This is a genomic window from Clostridium gasigenes (assembly GCF_900104115.1).
Taxonomy (GTDB): Bacteria; Bacillota; Clostridia; order Clostridiales; family Clostridiaceae; genus Clostridium; species Clostridium gasigenes.
Genome location: NZ_FNJM01000001.1, coordinates 289,238 through 315,076 on the forward strand (window position 1 = coordinate 289,238; position 25,839 = coordinate 315,076).

General features: G+C 27.1%; 24 protein-coding genes and 1 pseudogene. 19 read left to right on the forward strand and 6 right to left on the reverse strand.

Features of this window, described 5'->3' with window-relative positions; all coding sequences use genetic code 11:
- Positions 1–183 precede the first annotated feature (183 nt).
- The 16 genes and pseudogenes from menA to BLS77_RS01450 all read left to right on the forward strand — a co-directional run bounded on the left by menA (position 184) and on the right by BLS77_RS01450 (position 14,223).
- Positions 184–1,137, forward strand: coding sequence for a 1,4-dihydroxy-2-naphthoate polyprenyltransferase (gene menA / locus BLS77_RS01370; RefSeq protein ID WP_089965065.1), 954 nt, complete (start codon positions 184–186; stop codon positions 1,135–1,137).
- A 183-nt stretch (positions 1,138–1,320) separates the two neighbouring features.
- Positions 1,321–1,707: a YbaN family protein gene (locus BLS77_RS01375; protein ID WP_089965067.1), complete on the forward strand. Its 387-nt coding sequence runs from the start codon at positions 1,321–1,323 to the stop codon at positions 1,705–1,707.
- Between the two features lie 210 nt (positions 1,708–1,917).
- A pseudogene (locus BLS77_RS20845) lies at positions 1,918–2,522 on the forward strand (YczE/YyaS/YitT family protein).
- Between the two features lie 201 nt (positions 2,523–2,723).
- Positions 2,724–3,380, forward strand: a complete 657-nt coding sequence (locus BLS77_RS01390) for a TVP38/TMEM64 family protein (protein WP_242873908.1) — start codon at positions 2,724–2,726, stop codon at positions 3,378–3,380.
- Between the two features lie 223 nt (positions 3,381–3,603).
- Positions 3,604–4,173, forward strand: a complete 570-nt coding sequence (locus BLS77_RS01395; protein ID WP_089965073.1) for a DUF5317 family protein — start codon at positions 3,604–3,606, stop codon at positions 4,171–4,173.
- Between the two features lie 59 nt (positions 4,174–4,232).
- Positions 4,233–4,700 carry a hypothetical protein gene (locus BLS77_RS01400; protein ID WP_089965075.1) on the forward strand — a complete coding sequence of 156 codons (468 nt, stop codon included), beginning with the start codon at positions 4,233–4,235 and terminating at the stop codon, positions 4,698–4,700.
- Positions 4,693–5,373 (forward strand): accessory gene regulator ArgB-like protein, encoded by a 681-nt coding sequence (locus tag BLS77_RS01405; protein ID WP_089965077.1) that lies wholly within the window; start codon positions 4,693–4,695, stop codon positions 5,371–5,373. Before BLS77_RS01400 ends, BLS77_RS01405 begins: the two co-directional genes overlap by 8 nt.
- Positions 5,366–5,491 (forward strand): cyclic lactone autoinducer peptide, encoded by a 126-nt coding sequence (locus BLS77_RS01410; RefSeq protein WP_175490729.1) that lies wholly within the window; start codon positions 5,366–5,368, stop codon positions 5,489–5,491. The genes BLS77_RS01405 and BLS77_RS01410 overlap by 8 nt, the downstream gene beginning before the upstream one ends.
- A gap of 52 nt (positions 5,492–5,543) precedes the next feature.
- A complete protein-coding gene (locus BLS77_RS01415; protein WP_089965082.1) occupies positions 5,544–7,241 on the forward strand; it encodes a bifunctional diguanylate cyclase/phosphohydrolase in 1,698 nt (565 codons plus the stop codon).
- A gap of 147 nt (positions 7,242–7,388) precedes the next feature.
- On the forward strand, positions 7,389–8,552 hold the full coding sequence (locus BLS77_RS01420) for a sensor histidine kinase (RefSeq protein WP_089965084.1): 1,164 nt from the start codon (positions 7,389–7,391) through the stop codon (positions 8,550–8,552).
- The gene (locus tag BLS77_RS01425; RefSeq protein ID WP_089965085.1) at positions 8,539–9,252 is read left to right on the forward strand and encodes a response regulator; all 714 of its coding nucleotides are present in this window, start codon (positions 8,539–8,541) and stop codon (positions 9,250–9,252) included. Before BLS77_RS01420 ends, BLS77_RS01425 begins: the two co-directional genes overlap by 14 nt.
- 299 nt (positions 9,253–9,551) lie before the next feature.
- Entirely contained in the window at positions 9,552–10,379 is an 828-nt protein-coding gene (locus BLS77_RS01430; protein WP_089965087.1) for an alpha/beta hydrolase, read from the forward strand.
- Positions 10,380–10,415: 36 nt separating this feature from the next.
- Positions 10,416–11,456 (forward strand): acyltransferase family protein, encoded by a 1,041-nt coding sequence (locus tag BLS77_RS01435; protein ID WP_089965089.1) that lies wholly within the window; start codon positions 10,416–10,418, stop codon positions 11,454–11,456.
- A gap of 298 nt (positions 11,457–11,754) precedes the next feature.
- A complete protein-coding gene (locus BLS77_RS01440) occupies positions 11,755–12,285 on the forward strand; it encodes an ECF transporter S component (RefSeq protein ID WP_089965092.1) in 531 nt (176 codons plus the stop codon).
- Between the two features lie 298 nt (positions 12,286–12,583).
- Positions 12,584–12,853: an ACT domain-containing protein gene (locus tag BLS77_RS01445; RefSeq protein WP_089965094.1), complete on the forward strand. Its 270-nt coding sequence runs from the start codon at positions 12,584–12,586 to the stop codon at positions 12,851–12,853.
- Between the two features lie 14 nt (positions 12,854–12,867).
- A complete protein-coding gene (locus BLS77_RS01450; RefSeq protein ID WP_089965096.1) occupies positions 12,868–14,223 on the forward strand; it encodes a PFL family protein in 1,356 nt (451 codons plus the stop codon).
- Positions 14,224–14,371: 148 nt separating this feature from the next.
- Here BLS77_RS01450 and BLS77_RS01455 read toward each other — a convergent pair whose 3' ends face one another.
- Positions 14,372–14,992 (reverse strand): GntR family transcriptional regulator, encoded by a 621-nt coding sequence (locus tag BLS77_RS01455; protein ID WP_089965098.1) that lies wholly within the window; start codon positions 14,990–14,992, stop codon positions 14,372–14,374.
- Positions 14,993–15,212: 220 nt separating this feature from the next.
- Between BLS77_RS01455 and helD the strand changes: the two genes are divergently transcribed.
- Positions 15,213–17,498, forward strand: coding sequence for an RNA polymerase recycling motor HelD (gene helD / locus BLS77_RS01460; RefSeq protein WP_089965100.1), 2,286 nt, complete (start codon positions 15,213–15,215; stop codon positions 17,496–17,498).
- 98 nt (positions 17,499–17,596) lie between these two features.
- Positions 17,597–18,769, forward strand: coding sequence for an FprA family A-type flavoprotein (locus BLS77_RS01465; RefSeq protein WP_089965102.1), 1,173 nt, complete (start codon positions 17,597–17,599; stop codon positions 18,767–18,769).
- A gap of 151 nt (positions 18,770–18,920) precedes the next feature.
- Here the strand turns inward: BLS77_RS01465 and BLS77_RS01470 are convergent, their stop codons facing one another.
- The 5 genes from BLS77_RS01470 to BLS77_RS01490 all read right to left on the reverse strand — a co-directional run bounded on the left by BLS77_RS01470 (position 18,921) and on the right by BLS77_RS01490 (position 24,555).
- A complete protein-coding gene (locus BLS77_RS01470) occupies positions 18,921–20,249 on the reverse strand; it encodes a hypothetical protein (RefSeq protein WP_139164804.1) in 1,329 nt (442 codons plus the stop codon).
- 442 nt (positions 20,250–20,691) lie between these two features.
- Positions 20,692–21,543, reverse strand: coding sequence for an SPOCS domain-containing protein (locus BLS77_RS01475; RefSeq protein ID WP_089965106.1), 852 nt, complete (start codon positions 21,541–21,543; stop codon positions 20,692–20,694).
- Between the two features lie 357 nt (positions 21,544–21,900).
- Positions 21,901–22,728: an SPOCS domain-containing protein gene (locus BLS77_RS01480; protein WP_089965108.1), complete on the reverse strand. Its 828-nt coding sequence runs from the start codon at positions 22,726–22,728 to the stop codon at positions 21,901–21,903.
- 356 nt (positions 22,729–23,084) lie between these two features.
- Complete coding sequence (locus tag BLS77_RS01485; RefSeq protein WP_089965110.1) at positions 23,085–23,903, reverse strand: hypothetical protein; 819 nt, start codon at positions 23,901–23,903, stop codon at positions 23,085–23,087.
- A gap of 142 nt (positions 23,904–24,045) precedes the next feature.
- On the reverse strand, positions 24,046–24,555 hold the full coding sequence (locus BLS77_RS01490; RefSeq protein WP_089965112.1) for a GNAT family N-acetyltransferase: 510 nt from the start codon (positions 24,553–24,555) through the stop codon (positions 24,046–24,048).
- Between the two features lie 230 nt (positions 24,556–24,785).
- On the opposite strand from BLS77_RS01490, the gene BLS77_RS01495 reads away from it, so the two are divergent.
- Positions 24,786–25,757, forward strand: coding sequence for a calcium/sodium antiporter (locus BLS77_RS01495; protein ID WP_089965114.1), 972 nt, complete (start codon positions 24,786–24,788; stop codon positions 25,755–25,757).
- Positions 25,758–25,839 lie beyond the last annotated feature (82 nt).

Genomic DNA, 25,839 nt, shown 5'->3' on the forward strand with positions numbered 1-25,839 from the left:
TGGCTTGTTATTTTTAAAAAGGGAAGAGCACTCTATAAATACAGTATTATTTCTAGTAAAATATATAGGTATATAGTAAACTGTTAGAGATTAGGGAACTGAAAGAAAATAGACTAGAATCCTATTAGGTATTTAAAAAAATTCCCTTTATTAGGCTAAGATACATATATGGAGGATTTATTTATGAATATACAAAGTTTTTTAAAATTAGTAGAAATACAAACGAAGGTAGCAAGTGTTATTCCTTTTATGATTGGGACAAGTTATGCAATATTTAAATTTGATAATTTTAACATTAAAAATGCATTTCTAATGTTTTTAGCAACGATATTTTTTGATATGACAACAACAGCAATAAATAATTATATGGATTATAAAAAAGCTATAAAAAAAGATGGTTATGGATATGAGACGCATAATGCTGTAGTTAGTTATAATATTAATCCTAAGACTGTGAGAGTAACAATATATATAATGTTAGTTATTGCAGCAGTACTTGGAATAGTGTTAGTTGAGAATACGGATATTGTTGTACTAGCATTAGGAATGGTTAGTTTTACTATAGGAATACTTTATTCTTTTGGACCAATTCCAATATCAAGAACTCCATTTGGAGAAATATTATCAGGTCTTACAATGGGCTTTATAATAACATTCATATCAGTTTACATACATATATTTGATTTTAATATAATAAAAATAACCTTATCATTATCTTCAAATTTATTAGGGTTAAGTTTAAATATTAATGAATTAGTATCAATATTCATAGTAAGCATACCCGCTATTGTAGGCATATCTAATATAATGTTAGCAAATAATATCTGCGATATAGAGGAAGATATTGAAAATAAAAGATATACATTACCTATATATATTGGTAAAGAAAACTCACTTAAGATATTTAAAGCATTATATTATATGGGATTTATTTCTATAATAATAGGAGTAGTATTTAGAATTTCACCTTCGATATCATTAGTTACACTTATAGCATTAAAGCCAATAAATAATAATATTAAGGAATTTATGAAATTGCAAACAAAAAAAGATACATTTATTCTTGCAGTCAAAAACTTTGTAGCAATGAATGGTATATATATAGTAACAATTATAGTTGGAATATTTTTAGACTGAAAATAAATAATAGAAATTTTAAGAACATTATTAATGTAATTGAGATACATTAAGATTAGATTAGTCAATAAGTAAAGTTGATACTGTAAATATATATAAGGAATATTCAAAAAAATAATAAGCCAATATACATTTCATCTTGATATATTATTTTTTTGAAATGCCTAATGTGGGGGGGGAAGTATGAATAAAATTAAAAAAGGTATATACATATCTATTGGATTAATTTGTGTTGCAATAGGAGCGGTTGGTGTGGTTTTGCCGGTGCTACCTACAACACCTTTTCTACTTTTAGCATCAGCTTGTTTTGTTAAAGGATCTGATAAATTTGATAGATGGTTTAAGGGAACAAAGTTATATAAAAATAATTTAGAAACATTTGTAAACAATAGAAGTATGAAGATGAAAACTAAGGTAAGCATCCTTTTGTTTGCAGATGTAATGATAGCATTTCCATTAGTAATATTAGATAGTTTAATTATGAAGGGAATATTGATTTTACTTATGCTATTTAAATATTATTATTTTATGTTCAAAATAAAAACAATTAAGATAGCTGGTGCGAAATAGAATAGACTATTGTAATGGACTGGGATTTTTTAGGGATATAACATGTAAATGGAAGCAAATATTTAAAGTTAAAGGTTAATAATCTGAAAAATCTAAATTTTTAATAAATTTTTTATTTTTTTGCAGATTTTTAGACTTATTTCTGATATAATCACCGATGTTATCGAAAAAAATGAGGATGACGGAGGGGTTTTTATGGAAAAATCAACAATGCCTACTTTATTTAAAAGAATTACTTTTTATTTAATTGGAATATGTGCCATTGGCTTTGGGGTCGCAGCTATTATTAATGCGCAACAAGGTGCAGGAGCTTTTGATGCATTCATTGTTGGGGTAGCTTCAAAGACTGGATTAACAATTGGTGTTTCAATGAATATAGTTGCTGTGACTTTTTTACTTGTTGCAGCTGTAATTGAAAAAAAATTCCAAGGTTTCTTTCATTAATAACATCTGTGTTAGTTGGAATAATTATTGATTTTTGCATGTTAGTTATTTTTAAAGATATTTCGATTAATAACCAGTTTTGGCAATGGGTTCTTTTAATTAGTAGTACTGTTGTATTATCTGCTGGGATTTCATTTGCTATTAGTTCTACAATGCCACTTAGTCCAGCTGATGTTCCAGTTATCATAATGAATCAGAAATTTGGAATTAAATTGGTAACATCTAAGTTGATTTTTGATGGAATAATGCTAATTTTAGCTATATTACTTGGAGGGCCGGTGGGTATTGGAACTATTATAGTTACTCTAGGTACTGGACCACTTATTCAAATTTTAACGCCTTACACTAAACAATGGATGGATAATAATTAAAATTATTTTAAATAGCTCAAAGCTAATTGCTTTTGAGCTATTTTTCTTGTATGCTAGGATTACTGCTAGAAATTTATTATTTACTTAATTAAGTTATTGACTAGTGATAAAGTCACGTATAGAATTATAAAGATAGATAATTTTTCAAATTATTAAAAAGTCGGGCACTTAAAATTGATAATAAATATTGGGGGATAAATATTGAAGAGTAATAATGTTAAGAAAGTAAAGTTCTGTATATTCATATTGTTAATGGTTATAGGGATAAGCATAGTACTTATCAATTGGAAATTTATATCTAATCTAAAAATAGAAAATATAGTTAAATTTATAAAAGAAAAAAGATACATATCAGTAATACTATACTTAGGTATATATATTATAAAACCATTATTGTTAATTATTCCTACTAGTATGTTGGCATTAGTAGGTGGTGGATTATTTGGCCCTATTAAAGGCTTTATTTTTACAATGACTGGGTTTTGGATAGCAGGAACAATAGCATTTTACTTGGCAAGGTCTTTAGGTAGAGAATTTGTTGCTGGAATATTAAAAAGGAAATTTAATAAGCTAGAGAGTATAATGCAAAAAAGTGGGTTTAAATACTTATTTATATTAAGGTTACCACCAATTATTCCGTACGATCCATTAAGCTATATAAGTGGACTAACTAATATATCATATAAAGATTTCATATTAGCTTCGTTAATAGGGGTTATTCCAGAAACTATATGCTATTCTATAATAGGCACGAGCTTTAAAAGTCCTTTAAGTCCACAATTTATAATACCTGTTATAGTATTGGTTTTATCGACATTATCTGCTAAATATTTAATTGGTAGAGGGAAAAAAGAATAGAATAATAATATATTTAAAATAGAAATAATATTAAGTAGAAAAGATGTCTTAAAAAGTCGTATAGTGTACGACTTTTTTTATTGGGTAAATATATTATAATTTTATTAGAACAGGGAAGATTTAAAAAATATAGAAAAAATATAGAAAATAATAGAAAAATAATGTATAATAATGTAATGGATTAGTAAAGAAAGAAATTAAAAAGATGAATCGGAGAGATAAAATGGTAGAAACTATAATTATAGCTTTAATAGTCGCTAAATTTAAGGATTATAAAATAAAGCCTTTATTTAAAACCTGGGCAATTTATCCTGTAATATTTATGGAGTTAGTATCTTTAGTTATACAAATATGTATATTTAATGAATATTATGAAGTAATAAAATATGCAGGAATATTAAAGACTATATATTTATGTTCCTATTTACCATTAATATTTAAATATGAACAATACATAAGTGCAATAGTGGGATCTATAGTTATGGTTGTAGGAGGATTATTAAATAATCTTGCAATGTATGTAAATAATGGGATGATGCCAGTATTTCCTAAATTATCATATGTAACTGGATACGCAACTGTGGAATCGTTTAATAAAGTAAATGATATTCATATTTTAGGCAATTCAGAAACAAAGCTAAAATTTTTAACTGACATCTTTGATATAGGTTATAGTATTTTAAGTTTAGGAGATGTATTTATAAGGTTTTATGTTTTTATAATAATATTTAAATCAGTAAAACATATAAATAAAACAATCTATATAAATAGTGAAAAAATACAGAAAATTTAAATATACAAATTCATTAAATAGTAATGAATGATAAAACCTAGAACAAAAGGAGATAGTAAATGTTGAGATTAGAACCAATAGAACTTTTTTTAAGAGCAATACCAGAAAGTTTTTTAGCTATATTAGCTGTATATATATTTTCAAATACTCCTATAAATAAGAAAAAATATATAATAACAAGCTTAATAGGTTCTTGTGTTTTTTTTGGAGTTAGAATGTTACCTATAGATTATGGAGTTCATACTATTTTAGCTATAGGGATAATAATAATTATATCTGTATTAATTAATAAAATAGATATAATAAAGGCTATAAAAGCAGAGTTTATTTATTCAATATTTCAATTTATAGCAGAAGGGTTAAATATTTTTATAATACAAAATATTCTTAAAGCTGATATGAATAAAGTGTTCTCTAATGCAGTTTTAAAAACAGTTTATGGATTACCTTCATTAGCTATTTTGGGATTTATAATATTTTTATATTATATTATTACATTAAAAAAGGATGAATTAATTAATGTTTAATGCAGATATGTTATCAAAAAAGGTTGCTTTTAAAATAGCTAATGAACTTAAGTTAGATAATGATAATAAGGAAGTAATTTCTTATGGTATTTTTGCCATTATTCAAATGTTTTATAACTTATTATTAGTTATATTATTTGCAGCAGTATTTAATGTTGTAATAGAAGCGCTTATAGCGTCATTTACAATAGCTATTTTAAGGAAATCATCAGGAGGCGCACATGCAAGTTCAGCTAAAATATGTGTAGTCGTAGGAACTTTTATAACTGTAACTATTGGATTAGTTGCTAAAATAAATATAAATATAAATAGTATAATGATAATAGGGGTTATAACTTTTATATGGGCCTATTATATTATTTTTAAATTAGCACCAGTAGATAGTGCTGCTAAACCTATAAGAACAGAGAAAAAGAAAAAAAGGTTAAAGAGGAGTTCTATATTTATACTAAGCATATATCTAATAATTGTAGGTGTTAGTATTATGTTATATTTATACACAAAGATAGATAGGTTACTTATTTATTCTATTTGTATCTTAGGTGGAGTTATATGGCAGGTACTAAGTCTTACAAAAATTGGACATGAAATAGTTAAAATAATAGATGCTTTTTTAAATAAAATAATACCTATGGGAATTAAGGGGGAAAAGAAAAATGCGAAAAATGAATAATAAAATTTTAATGGCAGTTGCAGCAGTTGCAACTATATTTGCGTCAACAGTAGCAACATCAGCATGCTCTTGGGTTTTTTATCAGCCAGAAGAACCTAAATGTTTAAGAGACGAATAAAAATAAAGATCGGGAAACCGATCTTTATTTATAAAGTTAAGAGGTAATTAATATGAATAAAATAGAAAATAATAAACGAAAACAAATAAATAATATAGTTTCTGTTGTAAAGTTATCATCATTAATGTTTACAACAATAATATTTTTTCAATATTTTTTTGGGAAAAATATATTTGCACAAGAGTCTATATATAAGAATTATGGAATGAATGTAGTTGCTATGGGAGCTTTTTTATTATTCCTTGTATATTTTATATGGTCATGTTCATTTAATAAAAAAATAAGCGAACAGAACATAAAATATGAACACTTTATAGAAAATACATTTTTTATATTAGTATTTATAATAGCTATTATGATTTCAGGGGCACATCTTAGTGAATCAAAATATATATTTATATTTATTATAACAACTTCAACAATACAATCAGGTATGAAGAAAGGTGTAACTATTGCATGTATATCTTCATTAATAATTTTAGCAATTGATCTTATTTATGCACCTAATTTAGTTGTAAATCAATATTTCCAAAATGATTTAATTTTATCAGGAGTTTTTCTTCTTACAGCATGGCCATTAGGATTTTATGTTAAAGTAGAAGGTGAGCATATTAAAAAACTTGAGGGATTAGCTAATGAGGATGGTCTTACGGGAGTGTATAATCATAGGTATTTCCAAGATGCATTAAAAACGAAAATAGAAATGTCAAATAGGTTGTCTCAGCCTATTTCAATGATATTTATAGATATAGATTATTTTAAGCATTACAATGACCTCTATGGACATCAAAAAGGTGATGAGGTTTTAAAAAGTATAGGGAAAATACTTCGGGAGAATATTAGAAAAGAGGATATAGTAGCTAGGTATGGTGGCGAAGAATTTGCAGTTCTTCTTCCTAATATAAAAGAAAATGAGGCTATTATAATTGCAGATAATATTAGAGGAATTATTGAATCAACTAAGTTCTATGGTGAAGAAAACCAACCTAAAGGAAAGTTAACAGTTTCTATGGGAGTTTCTGTTTACCCAGATAAGTGTAAAACAGAAATAGAACTTATAAAAAGTGCAGATGATGCATTATATAGAGCTAAGTTCTTTAATAAAAACAGAGTTGAAACATATACATCTATTTTAGATGGATTGAAAAATGATATAGATGATAAGGATGTAGAATTAGTGGCATCAATAAAAACATTAATTAGTGTAATTAATGCTAAAGATAAATATACATATGCTCACTCTGAACGATTAGTTTTTTATAGTAGACTATTAGCACATAAGCTTAACTTGAGTAAAATTGATACAGATACATTAGTTTATGGAGCTTATATGCATGATATAGGTAAGATTAATATTTCCAAGGAAATATTAATTAAGAAAATGCCATTAACAAAGGAAGAGTGGGAATTATTAAAAGAGCATCCTCAAAATGGTATAGATATTATAAAACCTGTACAATCACTAGAAAAAATAGTTCCGTTAATACTTCATCATCATGAAAACTATAATGGAACAGGTTATCCAAATAAGTTAAAAGGTGAAGATATACCCTATCTTGCAAGAGTATTAACTGTAGTTGATAGTTTTGATGCGATGACATCGAATAGACCTTATAACAAAAGAAAGACTTATGAAGAAGCTGTGGAAGAGCTAATTAAATTTAGTGGAGCTCAGTTTGATCCTAAAATAGTTAAGACATTTATTCAGGTAATAGAAGAAAATAAAGATAGCTTAGATAGCTTAGATTAGTATTAAATATTTAAGCTTTTGAGTGAATATTAATTTGCATATGGATGAAAATATATTGAAATAAAGACTTGCATACATTAATAGATAATTGTATGCTATAGTAATGTATGTTATTGAAATATAAGTAGAAGTGTTATGGAGAGTTATATGGATAATGATGAAAAAAATACAAATAATATTAATATGATAGTTAAGAGGGTAATAAGTGAAATAAATATAGGAAAAAGTAATATATTTAAAATTGTAGATAACGTAAGTGATGAGTTTCAAGTAAAAAATGAAGAGCTTCAAGAGGTTAAAAGAGAAATAGAAGAAGTAATTGGAAAAGTTGATAAATTACAAGTATTAGATAAAAATATGAGGTTAACTTTAGCAGAGGTATCTAAAATTAGTGGAGAAAAAGCAGAAAAGATAATGAAAAAGGCTTATGAAGAGGCTATAGAAATTAGAGTTGAATATATTACTAAGCAAAATGAAGAAAAGAATTTAAAAAGAAGACGAAATTCATTAGAGAAAACTTTGAAAAATTATTTAAAAAATATAGAAGAGGCGGATAATACCGTAAATCAAATAAATATAGCATTAGGGTATTTAGAAGGTGATATGGCAAATGTTGAAGAAGATTCACAAATGCTTATAGGTATTAAAATATTAGAAAGTCAAGAACGTGAAAGAAAAAGAATTGCAAGAGAAATTCATGATGGGCCAGCTCAATATATAGCTAATACTATGATGAGAATAGATTTTTGCAAAATGGTTGTACAAAAAGACTTGAATAAAGGACTTAAGGAATTAGATGATTTGAAAAATAATGTAAGAAAAGCTCTTAAAGAAGTTAGGGGAATACTTTTCGATTTAAGACCATTATCATTAGAAGAGAGAGGATTAAACGAAGCAATAAAAGATATGGTAAATGAAATTTCAATAGAAAGTAATATATGTGTTAATGTAACTTTAAATGCTATGAATTATGAAATAGAGCATATAATAGAAATAGCCGTTTATAGGATAATACAAGAAATTTTAAATAACATAAAGAAACATTCTAAGGCTAATGAAGTATCAGTAAGAATTGAATGTGGAAAGGAATATATATCCTTCATGGTAAAAGATGATGGAATAGGATTTGATTTAAAAGAAACTATGGCAAAGAATAAAGAAAAGGGAACATCCTATGGATTAATTGGAATATTTGATAGAGTTACTCAACTTCAAGGGCATATAGATATAAAATCTGCGCATAACAGAGGAACAATATATAAGATAAAATTACCAATAAATAGAGAGGTATATAAAAATGAGCGAAAATAAGATAAAATTAATTATTGTAGATGATCATGATTTAATTAGAGAGGGTTTAAATAGAATATTAAGTTTTGAAGATGATTTAGTTATATTAGGAGAAGGTAAAAATGGTAAGGAAGGATTAGAACTTATAAAAACTTTAACACCAGAGATTGTACTTTTAGATATTAATATGCCTGAAATGAATGGAATTGAAACACTTAAGAAGATAAAAGAATATTCTAAAGATATAAAAGTGGTTATGCTCACTGTTGAAAATGATAGAAGAACTATTAATGAAGCTATAGATATAGGTGCTGATGCCTATGTCCTTAAAGAATCAGCAGGAAGCGAAATAACGAATGCTATTAGACTTGTACATAGTGGAGAAAAGTATATTGATAAGGCTTTAGTTAAAATAATTTTTTCGGATATTAAGAACAACTTTAATAAAGAAAAAAGCATATTAGATAGTTTGACGGATAGAGAATTAAATATCCTATTTGAAATATCTACAGGTCTTAGAAATAAAGAAATAGCAGAAAAATTATTCTTATCGGAGAAAACAATAAAAAATTACGTGACAAATGTATTTAGAAAAATATCTGTTGAAGATAGGGTGCAAGCTACCATATTTGCTATAAATAATAATATAGAAGAATATTATTATTCTAAAATAAATAAAGATACAAGTAGATATTTTAAGATAAATAACAGGTTAGATTAAGAAACCTTAAAAAATGTATACTTCAATATTACTCATGACTAAACAGAGAAACGTGTTTAGTCTATAGCTGTTTTAAAAAACTTATAATTTTAATATCCCTTAAGGAAACAAAGTTAAGATAATAAAATAAATTTCAGAAAATTGGTTACACTATAAAATACAACTTATAAAAAAATGAATTAGGCATTTAAAAAAATAACAAGTTAAGATGCGATGTATATTAGTTTGTTATTTTTTTAGATGCCTTAATTGAATAGATCATATTAACTTTAATAAATATAAAGGATTGGAAGATAAGAATGAATAATTTTAGGATAGAAGAAAATTTAAATAGAGTTCGTTTAGTCTTTAAAACTATTAAATATAATATTATAGTCGACAGGGATATGAAAGCGAAACATATTAAATATGGAAAAGATATAAAGCAATATTATAGGTTGTATAATGAAAAAAATAATGACAAGCCTGTAATATTTTTCATACATGGTGGAGGTTGGTGGCATGGAAGCCCCAAAATGTGTACTTGCATAGGAAAGTACTTTGCAAAATTAGGATATACAGTAGTTTTGCCAGCATATAGATTAACACCGTTGCATAAGTATCCGAGTCAAATAGAGGATATATATTCTGCATTTTCAAGCTATTCTAAAAGAAATATGCATTATAGGGATAGAAAATTTATAATAATGGGATTTTCTGCTGGGGGAGAGCTTGCAGCAAATCTTATATTTAATAGAAAAATGCAAGAAAAATATAAAATAAATAGCTCTATTTTAAAAGGGTTAATTACATTTTCAGGAGTATTAAACTTCGAAAAATGTACTTCAAAGCATTCTAAAAGACTTATAAAAAATTACTTAGGTGAAAATACTAATATAAATAATGCAAATCCAATAAATTTAATTAGTAAAGATACGAAGGTTCCAGTTTTATGCATTCATGGGGATCGAGACCCACTTATTAATAAAGAAAATTCTAGTAGCTTTATAAATAAAATTAATAGTATGAATAAACTAGCAATGTTAGAAATTGTTAAAGGTAAGCATCACTCAGATATTAATGAATTAATTATAGGTAAGGGAGAACAAATGTCTAAAATAGTATTGGAGTTCATAAATACATTGTAAAAAAATAGAATTACTGTAGATCGTAGGGGGATAGTAATGAGAGAAAATAAAGAGAGAAACTACTTAATAGATAATTTAAAGGTATTACTAATGTTGATGGTTGTGTTTGGACATGTAATAGAATATTATATAAAATCCAGTGATTTACTTAGGGGAATATACATTTTTATATATTTGTTTCATATGCCACTGTTTGTTTTTATATCTGGATATTTTTCCAAAAATGTAGAAAAATGCAGGGTTGGGCTTTTAAAAAGTCTATTAATACCATATGTTTTCTTTAATATAGTATGGTATGTAATAGCATCTATATGGACTGGAGAATTTATATTTTCTTTATTTAATCCTGGATGGACCCTTTGGTACTTAATTAGCTTATTTATATGGAGATTATTAATTAAATATTTAAGTAAAATTAAATACATAATTGCAATGAGCATATTAGGGGCGCTTACAATAAGTATTATACCAAATAGTTATTCATTAGGATTTATGTTAAGAACAGTTACGTTTTTACCATTTTTTTTAATAGGATATTTTACTAAAGAAAGAACCATAAATAATATAAAGTCAATTAATAAAGGATTTTCTTTTGGAATAATAGTTTTGTTTGTGGGTGTATCATATTTTATAACTATAAATAATCTTTTGAATTATAAGTTTTTTTATAACTCACAATCATATTATGATACTGGGTTATCAACGCTAGAAGGAATGATATTTAGAGGATTATTATACATAGCAACAATTGTTTTAGGTATATGTATTATAAATATAACACCTAAATCTAAATTATTATTTACTGGCATAGCTAAATCAACTATGAATATCTATGTATTCCATATATATTTAGTTATTTTATTATATGGTGCTATACCAAAATGGAATATGGGAGTTATAAGAAATATACTCTTATTAACTAGTCCATTATTAATAATGTATATACTATCAAAAAAACCAATAAATACAATGTATATTAAAATATTTAATCCAATAAACAATATAGTTTATCCAAAAACCGTAGGAATATTAAAAAAAGTTAAAAGGTTATTAGGAATTTTAAACGACAACAATTAAAGGAGTAATGTATATTTTGCATATATATTAATTAGATAGTAGAATATATTAAAATAGTATTTGAGAAAACGAAAGTTAAGTTTAATAATTATAAACTTAACTCTTTTTGCGTTATAAACATTAAAATAAATAGGCTAGAACACTGATTTGCTATTTATTTCAATGTCCTTTAGACACTTGAAAAATTACATAGATACTTTACAAAAATAACTGAAACATATATACTAGTGTATATACAGTAAAGGTGTAATCTTTTAAAAATGATTAAGAAAAATTAAAAAAGTAAGGGGGCTTTAAAATGAACAGTAATAAAAAAGTTAGGCAAATGGTTTTTGCAGCACTTTTAACTGCATTTGCAATAATAATACCAATACAATTTGGATTTTTAAAAATAATAATACCACCATTTACAGCAACTATTGCGTCACATGTGCCTATGTTTATAGCAATGTTAATATCACCAATGGTTGCAGTAGTTGTAGGTATAGGATCAACACTTGGATTTTCTCTTACAGGGTTACCGCTTCCAGTAGTATTTAGAGCATCAACACATATTGTGGTTGGACTAATTGGAGCTATAATAGTGCTTAAGAATAGAAACTTTAAAATGGCAATTATAATAACAGGACCTATTCATGGTATATTGGAAGCTTTAGTAATAATACCATTTGTACCAGTAGGTGATTATAAAATTTTAATAATAACATGCATAGGAGCTATTGCTCATCATTATGTTGATGGTACAATTGCTTATGCATTGGCAAAAGCAATTGCAAAATCAAGAAGAAAAAATATATATACAGCATTTAATGATAGTAAAAGTGCATAATTTTAGTTGCTCATTTTATTAAATAATTTGACAAAAATGAGAACAAGTTGTAAAATATAATAAAATTATATGAAGAAATATTTAATGGGATAAAAAAAGTAATAATAGGCAAACTTATAGAGAATATATGGATTATGCAAATAGCGTATTAGCTTATTATTTTGAAGATGACTTATGAATGAAACTTTTGAGTAATTAAGTAAGTAGGGCATATGCTAAGAAGGGTGAAACTGCGAAAAAATTTTCGTGCCTTTGTAGTATGCCTTTTTTTGTACAAAAAAGAATAGGAGTGGATAAAATGAAAGCAATATTAACTGTAATTGGAAAAGATAAGGTAGGAATAATAGCAGGTATAAGTACGCAGCTACAAAAATTAGATATTAACATTGTAGATGTTAATCAAACTATTATGGAAGAATATTTTACAATGATAATGATGTTAAATTTAGAAAAAGTTAATACAAGCTTTGAAGAAGCTAAAACTTCATTAATTTCAAAAGGTGATGAATTAGGGGTAGATGTTAAGATTCAAAGAGCAGAAATATTTAATGTAATGCACACACTTTAATTGGAGGTTAAATAATGAATACTAATAATGTATTAGAAACAATAAAGATGATAGAAGAAGAAAACTTAGATATAAGAACAATTACAATGGGAATATCTTTATTAGATTGTATAGATCCAGATGGTGATAAAGCTAGGACTAAAATATATAATAAAATAACTACTTGTGCTAAGGATTTAGTTAAGGTTGGACATGAAATAGAAAATGAGTTTGGTATTCCAATAATAAATAAAAGAGTTTCAGTAACGCCAATTTCAATAATAGCAGGGGCTACAGATGAAGAAAATTATGTTAAATTTGCACAAACCTTAGACCGAGCAGCCATAGATCTTGGAATTGATTTTATTGGAGGTTTTTCAGCTCTTGTACATAAAGGCTACACAAAGGGAGATAAAATATTAATCAAATCTATTCCAGAAGCGCTTGCAAAAACAAGTAAAGTTTGTTCATCTGTGAATGTTGCTTCAAGTAAATGTGGTATAAACATGGATGCAGTAAGGGAAATGGGTTATATAATTAAAGAAACAGCAGAATTAACTAAAGATACTAAAGGATTTGGTTGTGCAAAGCTAGTTGTATTTGCAAATGCAGTTGAAGATAATCCATTTATGGCAGGGGCTTTTCATGGAGTAGGTGAAGCTGAAAAAGTTATAAATGTAGGAGTAAGTGGACCTGGAGTTGTTAAAGTGGCATTAGAAAAAGTAAGAGGCGAATCCTTTGATGTTGTTTGTGAAACAATTAAGAAAACAGCTTTTAAAATCACAAGGATTGGTCAATTAGTTGCAGAAGAGGCATCAAGAAGATTAAATGTGCCGTTTGGTATTATAGATTTATCATTAGCACCAACTCCAGCAGTTGGAGATTCAGTTGCACATATATTAGAAGAAATGGGTCTTGAAGTTGTAGGAACTCATGGAACAACTGCAGCACTTGCAATGTTAAATGATGCGGTTAAAAAAGGCGGAGTTATGGCATGTGGTCATGTTGGAGGGTTAAGCGGAGCGTTTATACCAGTTTCAGAAGATGCAGGAATGATAGCTGCAGTAGTTAATGGATCATTAAACCTTGAAAAACTTGAAGCTATGACAGCTGTTTGTTCGGTAGGACTTGATATGATAGCAGTACCTGGGGATACACCAGCTGAAACAATTGCCGCAATTATAGCAGATGAAGCTGCAATTGGAGTAATAAATAATAAAACTACAGCAGTTAGGATAATACCAGCACCTGGTTGCGAAGTTGGAGATATGGTTGAACTTGGAGGGCTCCTTGGAACAGCTCCAGTAATGAAAGTTAATAAATTTTCTTCAGCTTTATTTATACAAAGGGGTGGAAGAATACCTGCACCTATACATTCATTTAAAAATTAAGATATCTAAAAGAATATAAGGTAACATATATAGTTTGTGAAACACGAGGCGATGGAACCCCCATATAGTTATACTATATGGGGGTTTTGCTCGGGTCGCATGGATGAAAATTGATTAGTTATTGGATTGTTATTTCTAAAAAAATAGTCTAAATAGAGATATAGTTCTTAATATTCTCTAAAACACAATCATCACCAACATAAACTAAAATATCATTTTCTTTTATTGTAAAGTATGGTCCAGGAGATAAGAATAAATCACCATCTCTTTTTATTGCAATTATTGTAGCTTTAGTGTTTTGCCAAAAATTAAGTTCACCGATACTTTTATTAACAGCTACACTACCATCTTCTACAATACTTTCAAAAGGAATAATTGAACCAACATTTCTAAGCTGTGTAGCAAATTCAATTATAGAGTTAATATTTTTCTCAAGTTGATTATCAATAGATTTTTTTTGTTTAATAAGATTAAAGGTTTCATTATTAAGTGAAAAAAAATCTGATTTAGTTTTAAATATATTTAAAAACTCTTTAGCTTTAAGCTTGCTATTAATTATAATACCACTTTTTTCATTAACAATAACAACATCGTTATCTTTAAGAAGAGATAAGGATCTTCTAATAGTCTCATGAGAAACGTTATATATCCCTACTAGAGTTGTTCTGCCAGAAATTTTACTTCCTTCAATAAACTCATTATTTGTTATTCTATGAGCTATATCTACTGCAATTTTTATGTAATTAGGTGTTTTTGTTTGTTTAGTCATAATAAAATCCCCTTCCTTTACTAAAAGATTTTAACATTTTACATATTAAAAGTAAAAGGAATTATAAATAATAATAAAGAAATTACAAATTATTCATATGATAATCTAAATGGCATTGATATTACTTGTGTAGTAGCCTATAATTAATATATTAGTTTAGCATATTAAAATAAATTTTCAGAAAATATTATTTGATATGCCTTACATTGGAGAGGTGAAAATGAGCGAGTCATTAGAACTAGAAAGAGGAATATTTAAAGAAAAAAAAGCACAGATAATTAATGAATTAGAGGGAAAGAAACAAAACGAAGATAATATTGGGAATAAACTTAAAAATTTAATAAAAGAATCCAAGGGCGATTATAGTGAAGAAATGGAAACTACACAGAGGGTACACTCTGTATTAAGAAAAGAAATAGAAAATTATGAAGAGGCCTTAAGTTCTCCTTATTTTGGGAAAGTAGAGTTTAGAGAGCATAGAGGAGAAGAGGAAAGCATCTATATTGGAAAACAAGGAGTAAGCTCAACTGTTGATGGTGAAGAGGTAATAGTAGACTGGAGAGCACCAGTTTCAGATCTTTACTATAGTGGAACAGGCGGCGAGGCTTATTATAAAGCACCTGCTGGAATAATAGAAGGAAAACTTTCTTTGAAAAGAAAATTCTTGTTTAAAGAAGATGATATAGAAGCGATATATGATGAAGGAATAAATGAAATAATAATTAATCAAGAGGAAGGAACTGATTTAGTTGATGAGTTCTTAAAAATAAATCTTGAAGAAAGTAGAGGGAAAAAGCTTAAAGAAGTTGTTGCTACAATTCAAAAGGAGCAAAATGATATAATTAGATGGCCCAAAAACCTTCCTATTATAGTTCAAGGGTCAGCAGGATCTGGTAAAACAACAATAGCATTACATAGACTTGCATATTTGCTTTATAGATATTCAGATACAATAGAAGGAAAGGATATTTTAGTTTTAGCACCAAATAAACTTTTTTTAGATTACATATCAGAAATCCTACCAAACCTTGGAGTAGATGAAGTTACACAAACAACATTCCAAGAATTGGTTATGAAAAGGTTGAAATTAAAAGGTAAGCTTAAAACTAAGGATGAAAAAATAAAGGAAATAATAGAGATTAAAGATGAAAAAACTAAAAAGCTTATTACAAATTCATCTAAAGTTAAAGGAACTTTATTATTTAAAACATTCATAGATAGATATATAGCCTTACTTGAAAGTAATTCTTTAGATATAAAAGATATAGAAATAAGAGGATATGTGTTATTTACAAGAAAAGAAATAATGAGATTATATTTAAAGGACTTAAAAAATTATCCAATAAATAAAAGAAAAGATGAAATTAAAAGATATCTAAATTTAAAAATAAAAGAAAAAGTAGAGAGTCTTCTTGTTCATATAGATAGGAAATGGGCTACGGAAATAAGAGAAGTAAAAGATGAAATGGAAGATGGAGAAGAGAGAAGGAAAAAATTAAGAGAAGTATATGGTGAAAGAGACGAAATAAAAGAACATATAAGAGTAAACAGTAAAAAGAAAATGACAGAGTACTTTAAAAATTGGAGAGGAATAACTTCTAAAGATTTATATATAAATCTTTTTAAAGAGGATGTAATATTTGAAATAGCAACAGCAAATAAAATTCCGGAAACTTTAGCTGATTTCATGAAAAAAGAAGTAATAGAAAATGCTGAAAATGGAATAATAGATGAAGATGATTTAGCTTTACTTTTATATATAAATTTACTTTTAGAAGGTGTAGATGAAAAAGATAAATTTAAACATATTGTTGTAGATGAGGTTCAAGATTATAATCCTCTTCAAATTTCTTTAATAAATAATCTTACAAATGGGAATTCTTTAACCTTAGTAGGAGATTTAGCACAAGGAATTTATTATTATAAAGGAATTAAAACTTGGGAAGATATAACTGAAGGGGTGTTTAATGGAAATGCTACATATATCCAATTAACACAAAGTTATAGATCAACAGTAGAAGTTATAGACTTTGCAAACGGGGCATTAGAAGCACAAGAGCTTGGGCTAAAGCCGGCTAAACCTGTATTAAGGCATGGAGAATCTCCGAAGATTGTTAAATGCTTAGATAAAAAGGAAAGCATTATAGAAATAAATAATATAATAAATGAAATAAAAGCAAAAGATAAAAATAGTATAGCCATAATTACTAAGAGCTTAGATGAGGCAAGAGATTTAGAAAAATTAATAAAGAAATCTTGTGAACATAAGGTTTCTTTAATTAAAGGGACAGAAAAGAATTCAAATAGTGAAATAGTAATAATCCCCTCTTACCTAACAAAAGGATTAGAATTTGATGGAACTATTATATATAACCCAAGCACGGAAAATTACGGAGACAATATTCTAGATAAAAGGCTTTTATATGTAGCACTTACTAGAGCATTACATTATGAATATATTATAGCTATAGATGAAATCACTGATATGATAAAATATGAAGTATAGTTAAGGCATATTCAAAAAAATAACAAGCCAATATCATAGTACATTGACTTGTTGTTTTTAAAAAATCACTAATGTAAATAAAATGGAGGTAATTTAAAATGGGAGCAGAAAAGTTAAAAGATAATATTTATTGGGTGGGAGTTAAAAACCCAGAACTTAGGGTTTTTGATATCATAATGGAAACTAAAAAGGGAACAACTTATAATTCATATGTTATAAATGATGAAAAGGTTGCTGTTTTAGATGCTGTTAAAGATGGATATTATGATGAATTTAAAGAAAATTTAATCAGTGTTATTGGAGAAAAAAAAGTTGATTATGTAATAGTACATCATACTGAACTAGATCATACTGGGTCATTAATAAAATTAATTGAAGATTATCCAGATATGAAAGTGGTTGGTTCAAGGAGTACATTAATAAATCTAAAAAATATATTAAATAGAGAGTTTAATGGAGTAGAAGCTAAAGAAGAAATATGCTTAGGTGAATTAACTCTTAAATTTATAATAGCTCCAAATTTACATTGGCCAGATACAATGTTTACATATGTAGAAGATAAGAACTTCTTATTTACATGTGACTTTACAGGGTGTCATTATTCACCAAAAGGCAAAATAACAGATAACTTTGGTGAAGAATATTTTGTAGAAATGAAATATTACTTCGATTGTATAATGGGTCCATTTAAAAAATTTGTTAATATGGGATTAAATAAAATAAAAGATTTAGAAATAGATTTTATTGCACCAAGTCATGGACCAGTTCATGTAGCAAATATTGAAGGTGTTTTAAACAAGTATGAAACTTGGGCAAAAGAAGAACCTGTAGATCTTAAAAAGGTAGAAATATTTTATATAACAGCTTATGGAAATACAGAACGTATAGCTAATTTCATGAAAGAAAAATTAGAAGCAAAGGGATTTAAAGCTGATGTAACTGAAATTACATCAATTACACTTGAAGAGTGCAAAAAAAGAATTGAATCTGCAAAAGGATTTATGGTAGGGTCACCAACTATAAATCAAGATGCAGTCAAACCTGCATGGGATTTATTATCAGTAGTGTGCCCTATAACAAATAGGGGGAAAGCAGCTTTAGCATTTGGTTCTTTTGGATGGAGTGGAGAAGGTGTTCCAATGTTAACAGCTAGAATAAAATCATTAAAGCTTAAAACTGTAGATCCAGGGTTGAAATTCTGTTTTGTACCTTCAGAAGAAGATTATAAAAATGCAGAAGAAGCAGTCAATAATTTTATAGAACTAATGTAATCAGTCATCTGAAAGAAAACAGACTAGAATATGATTTGTTATTTTTTGAAGCTCTATAAAATAAACTCAGTGATGATAAGTAATCACTGAGTTTATTTTTATTATATTATTTTTAAGTTATTTTTAAAATAAATCTAACTAGAACGGAGAGTTATTTACTATAAATATTAATAGAATAATCTAATGTAATAACTAAGTTACAGTTATTATATGAATTTGAATGTTTATCAAAATCATTAACTTTCATAAGCTCTTTGCTTGTTTCATAAGTGAAATTAGTAATATCTAGTTCAGGATTTTCAAGTAAGTAGCATTCGTTTTCTAGTAAATAACCAATATTTAAATATTTGGATATAGTAAAAGGAATATAAATTATATTATCTTTATAGCTAGAATTTATCATGCATTTAGATGAGGGATTAGGTTCTAAAGTATAAAAAGTAGTTTTTAAATATCCTTCAAAGTAAAATAGTGCACTAGATGCGCCCATAAAGTTATCAGCTAATAAATAATTATTAGTTATAACTATTTTATTTAAATTGATAACTACATTGTTTATTGGATATGAGAATTTTAAGGAACCCGTAAATATATCTATTACATGACAGCTACCTATTAAAAGAGGTACTCTACAGAGGTTTAATGGAACTTTAGGTAACTGTATTGGCAAATCATTTTTACAGGATATATTTTTTAATTTAGATACTTTAAGTATATCAGATTTTTTAAGCTGTTTAATAGAAGAAGTTATTTGCTTTTTCTTCTTATGATTATGTGTATCGATAGAATTATATAAATCGCCATGACTATTAGTTGAAGTAGTGGTATGTTTATCTAAATCACGCTGACTATTAGTTGAAGTAGTGGTATGTTTATCTAAATCACGCTGACTATTAGTTGAAGGAGGAGTATATTTATCTAAATTACTCTGACTATTAGTTGAAGTGGTAGTATGTTTATCTAAATAGCGATGACTATTAGTTGAAGTATTAGTATGTTTATCTAAATCACGCTGACTATTAGTTGGAGTAGTAGTATGTTTATCTAAATCACGTTGACTATTAGTTGGAGTAGTAGTATGTTTATCTAAATCACGTTGACTATTAGTTGGAATAGTAGTATGTTTATCTAAATCACGTTGACTATTAGTTGGAATAGTAGTATGTTTATCTAAATTACGTTGACTATTAGTTGGAGTAGTAGTATGTTTATCTAAATCACGTTGACTATTAGTTGGAGTAGTAGTGTGTTTATCTAAATCACGTTTACTATTAGTTGGAATAGTAGTATGTTTATCTAAATTACGTTGACTATTAGTTGGAGTAGTAATATGTTTATCGAAATCGCTCTGACTATTAGTTGAGGGAGCCATGTTTTTATCGAAATCGTTCTGATTATTAGTTAAAGTAGCAGTAGAGTTATAAAGGTAGCGTTTATTAGTAGCGGCAGCATTAGTATAATTATTTTTATCGTTGCTCAAAGTAGTAGGAACATTATAAAAATGGATAGGGACTTTAGTCAAATCTGTATTTGAATCTAGGGAAGTATTAATATTTTTAATATACCTTGATAAATTATTATTACAATGATAACAATTTATATGTTTAGGATTTAACCTACTATCATATTTTAGAGTAGGTTTGGTTAAGAACAAATTATTATTATTATTATTATTGTGTTGTTGATAATTTGAACTACATAAATCAATTATAATAGAAAAAAATAGAGATTTTTGGTAGTCTGAATTGCTAAGTGTATATAAAAATAAAAAGGTTGCTAACTGTGATAAATAATTCAATGTATTTCCTGCTTTTAATAATTACTATACTATAATAATATAAAAAACACAGAGTTATTGTGACTCTGTGTTTTTGTATATTTAAATAAAATAAAATATTTTAAAAAATAAATATTAGTTTAGCTTAAAAATCTTCTTTAAGCTTTAATAAGCCCTCAGACATTTCTTCTTCTTGAGTATTATCAACAGAAGCATTAGGGATGGTATCTACTCCTTCTGTTTTGGAATAGTTACCAGTTGTACATGGACGTGGACATGGACATGGACGTGGGCTTGGACAATAAATTGGGCAATGTTTATATTTATATATTGAGAAACAAAGCTTTAATACAAATTTTTCAGTGAAAGTATCGAATAGTCCATCTGGGCATTCATGTCTATTAAGAGCAAGTTCGCAAATGGAATATCCTTCTAATTCAGCAAATGCAGGTTTGTTTAAAGGCGTAAATTGATTATGAACTTTTGCACAATCAGCGTCTCCCATTATTCCTTTATCACAAACATTATCACCCATTGTGTTTTCAAGGAATACTTTTTCAGATTCTTCTTTCTCGTGTAAATGTCCAAGATCTAAGTGATGCAATGGAGTTGAGAAACAAAAAGGAACAATTACTTCTATATCTCTAACTTCATTTCTAACAACGGGACAACATACAGTAGTCCCTGGAGTTATAGGGGTTGTATACATAATATTTTTTTTAACAAAACCCTCAACTATTAATTGCTTGCATACAACTTTAGCTTGAGTAACAATAACTTTTCTTTGAATTTTTTTTATTTCAGAAAATCTTTCGTCACATGGAAATTTTACATCATCAATAATCACTCCGCCAACATGGACAAAACCAACTCTAACAGGAAGTTTTGCTTTTGGTGGATGAGAAGGCCAAGCAAAGCCAGTATCATTACAATTTTTAGTAGCTATTTTTATAGTTTCATCATTACAATTAATATCAGAACATGGATCACAATTCATAAAAATCACCTCATAAATTTTTTTTAGTTGCTTTTAATATATAATAGTGCAATATATGACTATATGTTACAAATTTCTTACTATATATTAATTAAGGTAATTATTAATCTACTAAAAGGATAGAAAATTTACTAAAGTTAAATGTATAGTTATATATTGTAGTAAACTCTGTTTTTTATAAGTACTATAATAATATAAAAAACACAGAGTTATTTTAACTCTGTGTTTTTATATATTTAAATGAAATAAGGCATTTTCAAAAAAAAACTAGCAATATATATCGAACCTTAGATTGCTATTTTTTTGATGATTAATACTATTTAGATATTTAAATAGAAAAATAAATATTAGTTTAATCTAAAAATCTTCTTTAAGCTTTAATAAGCCTTCAGACATTTCTTCTTCTTGAGTACTATCAATAGAATCAATAGGATCAGTATCTACTCCGTCTGTTGTTAAATAGATATCCTTTGAACCTGGGCAGTAAACTGGACAATGCTTATATTTATATATTGAGAAGCAAAGCTTTAATACAAATTTTTCAGTGAAAGTATCGAATAGTCCATCTGGGCAGCCATGTCTATTAAGAGCAAGTTCGCAAATAGAATATCCTTCTAATTCAGCAAATGCAGGTTTGTTTAAAGGCGTAAATTGATTATGAACTTTTGCACAATCAGCGTCTCCCATTATTCCTTTATCACAAACATTATCACCCATTGTGTTTTCAAGGAATACTTTTTCAGATTCTTCTTTCTCGTGTAAATGTCCAAGATCTAAGTGATGCAATGGAGTTGAGAAACAAAAAGGAACAATTACTTCTATATCTCTAACTTCATTTCTAACAACGGGACAACATACAGTAGTCCCTGGAGTTATAGGGGTTGTATACATAATATTTTTTTTAACAAAACCCTCAACTATTAATTGCTTGCATACAACTTTAGCTTGAGTAACAATAACTTTTCTTTGGATTTTTTTTATTTCAGAAAATCTTTCGTCACATGGAAATCTTACGTCATCAATAATCACTCCGCCAACATGGGCAAAACCAACTCTAACAGGAAGTTTTGCTTTTAGTGGATGAGAAGGCCAAGAAAAACCAGTATCATTACAATTTTTGGTAGTTATTTTTATAGTTTCATCATTACAATTAATATCAGAACATGGATTACAATTATTATTCATAAAAATCACCTCATAATTTTTTTTAGTTACTTTTAAGATATAATACTGCAATATATAACTAGATGTTACAAATTTCTTGATATATTAATTGAGGTGATTATTAATCTTCTAAAAGGATAGAGAATTTACTAAAATTAAATGTATAATTAGCAAATGGTAATAAACTTTTTTTTTATAAGTACTATAATAATATAAAAAACACAGAGTTATTGTAACTCTGTGTTTTTATACATTTAAATGAAATAAGGCATTTTCAAAAAATAACTAGCCAATATACATCGAACCTTAGACTGCTACTTTTTCTGATGACTAATACTATTTAAATATTTAAATTGAAAAGTAAATAGTAGTTTAATCTAAAAGTCTTCTTTAAGCTTTAATAAGCCTTCAGACATTTCTTCTTCTTGAGTATTATCAATAGAATCAGTATCTACTCCGTCTGTTGTTAAATAGAGATCCTTTGAACCTGGGCAGTAAACTGGACAATGTTTATATTTATATATTGAGAAGCAAAGCTTTAATACAAATTTTTCAGTGAAAGTATCGAATAATCCATCTGGGCATCCATGTCTATTAAGAGCAAGTTCGCAAATAGAATATCCTTCTAATTCAGCAAATGCAGGTTTGTTTAAAGGTGTAAATTGATTATGAACTTTTGCACAATCAGCATCTCCCATTATTCCTTTATCACAAACATTATCACCCATTGTGTTTTCAAGGAATACTTTTTCGGATTCTTCTTTCTCGTGTAAATGTCCAAGATCTAAGTGATGCAATGGAGTTGAGAAACAGAAAGGAACAATTAATTCTATATCTCTAACTTCATTTCTAACAACGGGACAACATACAGTAGTCCCTGGAGTTATAGGGGTTGTATACATAATATTCTTTTGTATAAAGCCTTCAACTACTAATTGCTTGCATACAATTTTAGCTTGAGTGACAACAACTTTTCTTTGGATTTTCTTTATTTCAGAAAATCTTTCGTTATTTGGAAATGTTACGTTATCAATAATTACATCACTAACATGAGCAAAACCAACTCTAACAGGAAGTTTTGCTTTTAGTGGATGAGAAGGCCAAGAAAAACCAGTGTCATTACAATTTTTAACAGTTGTTTTTATGGTTTCATCATTACAATTAATATCAGAACATGGATTACAATTATTTTTCATAAAAATCACCTCATAATTTTTTTTAGTTACTTTTAATATATAATACTGCAATATATAACCAGATGTTACAAATTTCTTGATATATTAATTCAGGTGATTATTAATCTTCTAAAAGGATAGAGAATTTACTAAAGTTAAAGGTCTAATTAGAGAATTCCGGTAAGTAATTTACGGTGCCAGAAATATTTTGTAAAGAATTTTCTCTAAGTTCTAAAACCATGTAAGATTCATCTGAAACTTCGAAAGGAGATTTTATATTGAAGCTACTAGCCTTTTTGAAATCAAATTTTAAGTAGTAATCACTATGACCAAGGACTACTACAAATTTATAACCAAGGGCCTTAGCTAGGAGTAAGCCTTGATGGATTAATGCAGTACCTACACCTTGGTTTTGATAACTTGGCTTTACTGATAATGGCGCAATGGCAAGTCCACCTAGGTAATCAATATCGCCTTTAACTATTATTTCACTAAAAAGTATATGACCTGCAATTTCATCAATATCTTCCGCAATTAATGAAAGTTCATTTATATGTCTTGGATTTTTTCGGATTTTTTCAACTAATTCTTTTTCAAAATTATTATTGAATGCTTCTTCTATAAGTAAATTAATTTCATTAAAATCATTCGAATTTTCTCGTCTTAGTATCATAAAATATCACCAATCCTTTTTCTATATTACATAATAATAGCTAAAAAAAATAATAAGTACAATATTTTTGTTTAAAAAAAATTAATTATGGAAAAATATACTATAAGGGATAAAAATAAATTTTTTATATAAATTATTAATGTTTTCACTAGAAAAAGGTAGTGAAAATGGTTGGAAAAGATATATAATATAAAAATATAATTATATATATAATAAAAGGAGAATCTTAAATGAGTTATATTTTACTAATAATTGGATTTGTGCTTCTTATTAAAGGGGCAGACATATTTGTAGATGGAGCATCTGAGATAGCTAAAAAGTTTAAAATACCAGAGATAATAGTTGGACTTACCATAGTATCTATAGGAACTAGTGCGCCAGAACTTGCGGTTAGTATAATTTCATCTTTAAAAGGCTCTAATGAAATAACAATGGGAAATATAATAGGATCAAATATATTTAATACACTTATGGTTTTAGGTATAACATCAATAATAATGCCTATAGTAATAAAGAAGTCTAGTATAAGTAAAGATTTTATTATAACTGTAATAGTAGCAGTATTATTATTGGTACTTACTTTTGGAGACCTACTTTGGGGTGGAACTTCACAAATAAGTACATTAAATGGTATTGTATTATTAATTCTTTGTATAGGGTATTTATTATTATTATTATTAGATACAAAGAAAAGTAATTCACTCGTTGAAAATATAGAAAGTGAAGAACCTCAAGAAGAAATAAAAATATTAACTTGTATAATAAAGATTTTGATTGGAGTTGCAGGAGTTGTTAGTGGTGGAGAAATGGTAGTAAATGCTGCTACAAATATAGCTACAACATTTGGAATGAGTCAAAAGCTTATTGGATTAACAATTATAGCTGTTGGAACATCATTACCAGAACTGGTTACATCGATTATAGCTGCAATTAAAGGAAAAAATGATATAGCTCTTGGAAATGTATTTGGATCAAATATATTTAACATGCTCTTAATACTTGGAACAGCAGCAAGTATTAATCCAATACCAGTATTGCCACAACTTGGAATAGATCTCATATTTCTAATAGTTGTCACATTAATACTCGGAGGGTTTATGTTTGTTGGGAAAAAGGGTAATAGTAAATTAAGCAGAAAAGAAGGGCTAATTTTAGTTTTAATGTATGTAGTATATATTATTTATATAGTAATTAGAAATTAATAAATAAACACATATAGTTTATATTTATTGCTAATTATAAACTCAGATGGTAATATTGATATAGAAAAAGAGTTTTAAGTAA

Bases quoted from the DNA above. Each gene is read 5' to 3' on its own strand.
- helD (WP_089965100.1), top strand. From the start codon at position 15,213: ATGAGCGAGTCATTAGAACTAGAAAGAGGAATATTTAAAGAAAAAAAA.
- BLS77_RS01400 (WP_089965075.1), top strand. From the start codon at position 4,233: ATGTTGAGATTAGAACCAATAGAACTTTTTTTAAGAGCAATACCAGAA.
- BLS77_RS01490 (WP_089965112.1), bottom strand. From the start codon at position 24,555: ATGATACTAAGACGAGAAAATTCGAATGATTTTAATGAAATTAATTTA.
- BLS77_RS01495 (WP_089965114.1), top strand. From the start codon at position 24,786: ATGAGTTATATTTTACTAATAATTGGATTTGTGCTTCTTATTAAAGGG.
- BLS77_RS01440 (WP_089965092.1), top strand. From the start codon at position 11,755: ATGAACAGTAATAAAAAAGTTAGGCAAATGGTTTTTGCAGCACTTTTA.
- BLS77_RS01445 (WP_089965094.1), top strand. From the start codon at position 12,584: ATGAAAGCAATATTAACTGTAATTGGAAAAGATAAGGTAGGAATAATA.
- BLS77_RS01420 (WP_089965084.1), top strand. From the start codon at position 7,389: ATGGATAATGATGAAAAAAATACAAATAATATTAATATGATAGTTAAG.
- BLS77_RS01395 (WP_089965073.1), top strand. From the start codon at position 3,604: ATGGTAGAAACTATAATTATAGCTTTAATAGTCGCTAAATTTAAGGAT.
- BLS77_RS01455 (WP_089965098.1), bottom strand. From the start codon at position 14,992: ATGACTAAACAAACAAAAACACCTAATTACATAAAAATTGCAGTAGAT.
- menA (WP_089965065.1), top strand. From the start codon at position 184: ATGAATATACAAAGTTTTTTAAAATTAGTAGAAATACAAACGAAGGTA.
- BLS77_RS01480 (WP_089965108.1), bottom strand. From the start codon at position 22,728: ATGAATAATAATTGTAATCCATGTTCTGATATTAATTGTAATGATGAA.
- BLS77_RS01475 (WP_089965106.1), bottom strand. From the start codon at position 21,543: ATGAATTGTGATCCATGTTCTGATATTAATTGTAATGATGAAACTATA.
- BLS77_RS01405 (WP_089965077.1), top strand. From the start codon at position 4,693: ATGTTTAATGCAGATATGTTATCAAAAAAGGTTGCTTTTAAAATAGCT.
- BLS77_RS01415 (WP_089965082.1), top strand. From the start codon at position 5,544: ATGAATAAAATAGAAAATAATAAACGAAAACAAATAAATAATATAGTT.
- BLS77_RS01485 (WP_089965110.1), bottom strand. From the start codon at position 23,903: ATGAAAAATAATTGTAATCCATGTTCTGATATTAATTGTAATGATGAA.
- BLS77_RS01450 (WP_089965096.1), top strand. From the start codon at position 12,868: ATGAATACTAATAATGTATTAGAAACAATAAAGATGATAGAAGAAGAA.
- BLS77_RS01425 (WP_089965085.1), top strand. From the start codon at position 8,539: ATGAGCGAAAATAAGATAAAATTAATTATTGTAGATGATCATGATTTA.
- BLS77_RS01435 (WP_089965089.1), top strand. From the start codon at position 10,416: ATGAGAGAAAATAAAGAGAGAAACTACTTAATAGATAATTTAAAGGTA.
- BLS77_RS01465 (WP_089965102.1), top strand. From the start codon at position 17,597: ATGGGAGCAGAAAAGTTAAAAGATAATATTTATTGGGTGGGAGTTAAA.
- BLS77_RS01375 (WP_089965067.1), top strand. From the start codon at position 1,321: ATGAATAAAATTAAAAAAGGTATATACATATCTATTGGATTAATTTGT.
- BLS77_RS01410 (WP_175490729.1), top strand. From the start codon at position 5,366: ATGAATAATAAAATTTTAATGGCAGTTGCAGCAGTTGCAACTATATTT.
- BLS77_RS01430 (WP_089965087.1), top strand. From the start codon at position 9,552: ATGAATAATTTTAGGATAGAAGAAAATTTAAATAGAGTTCGTTTAGTC.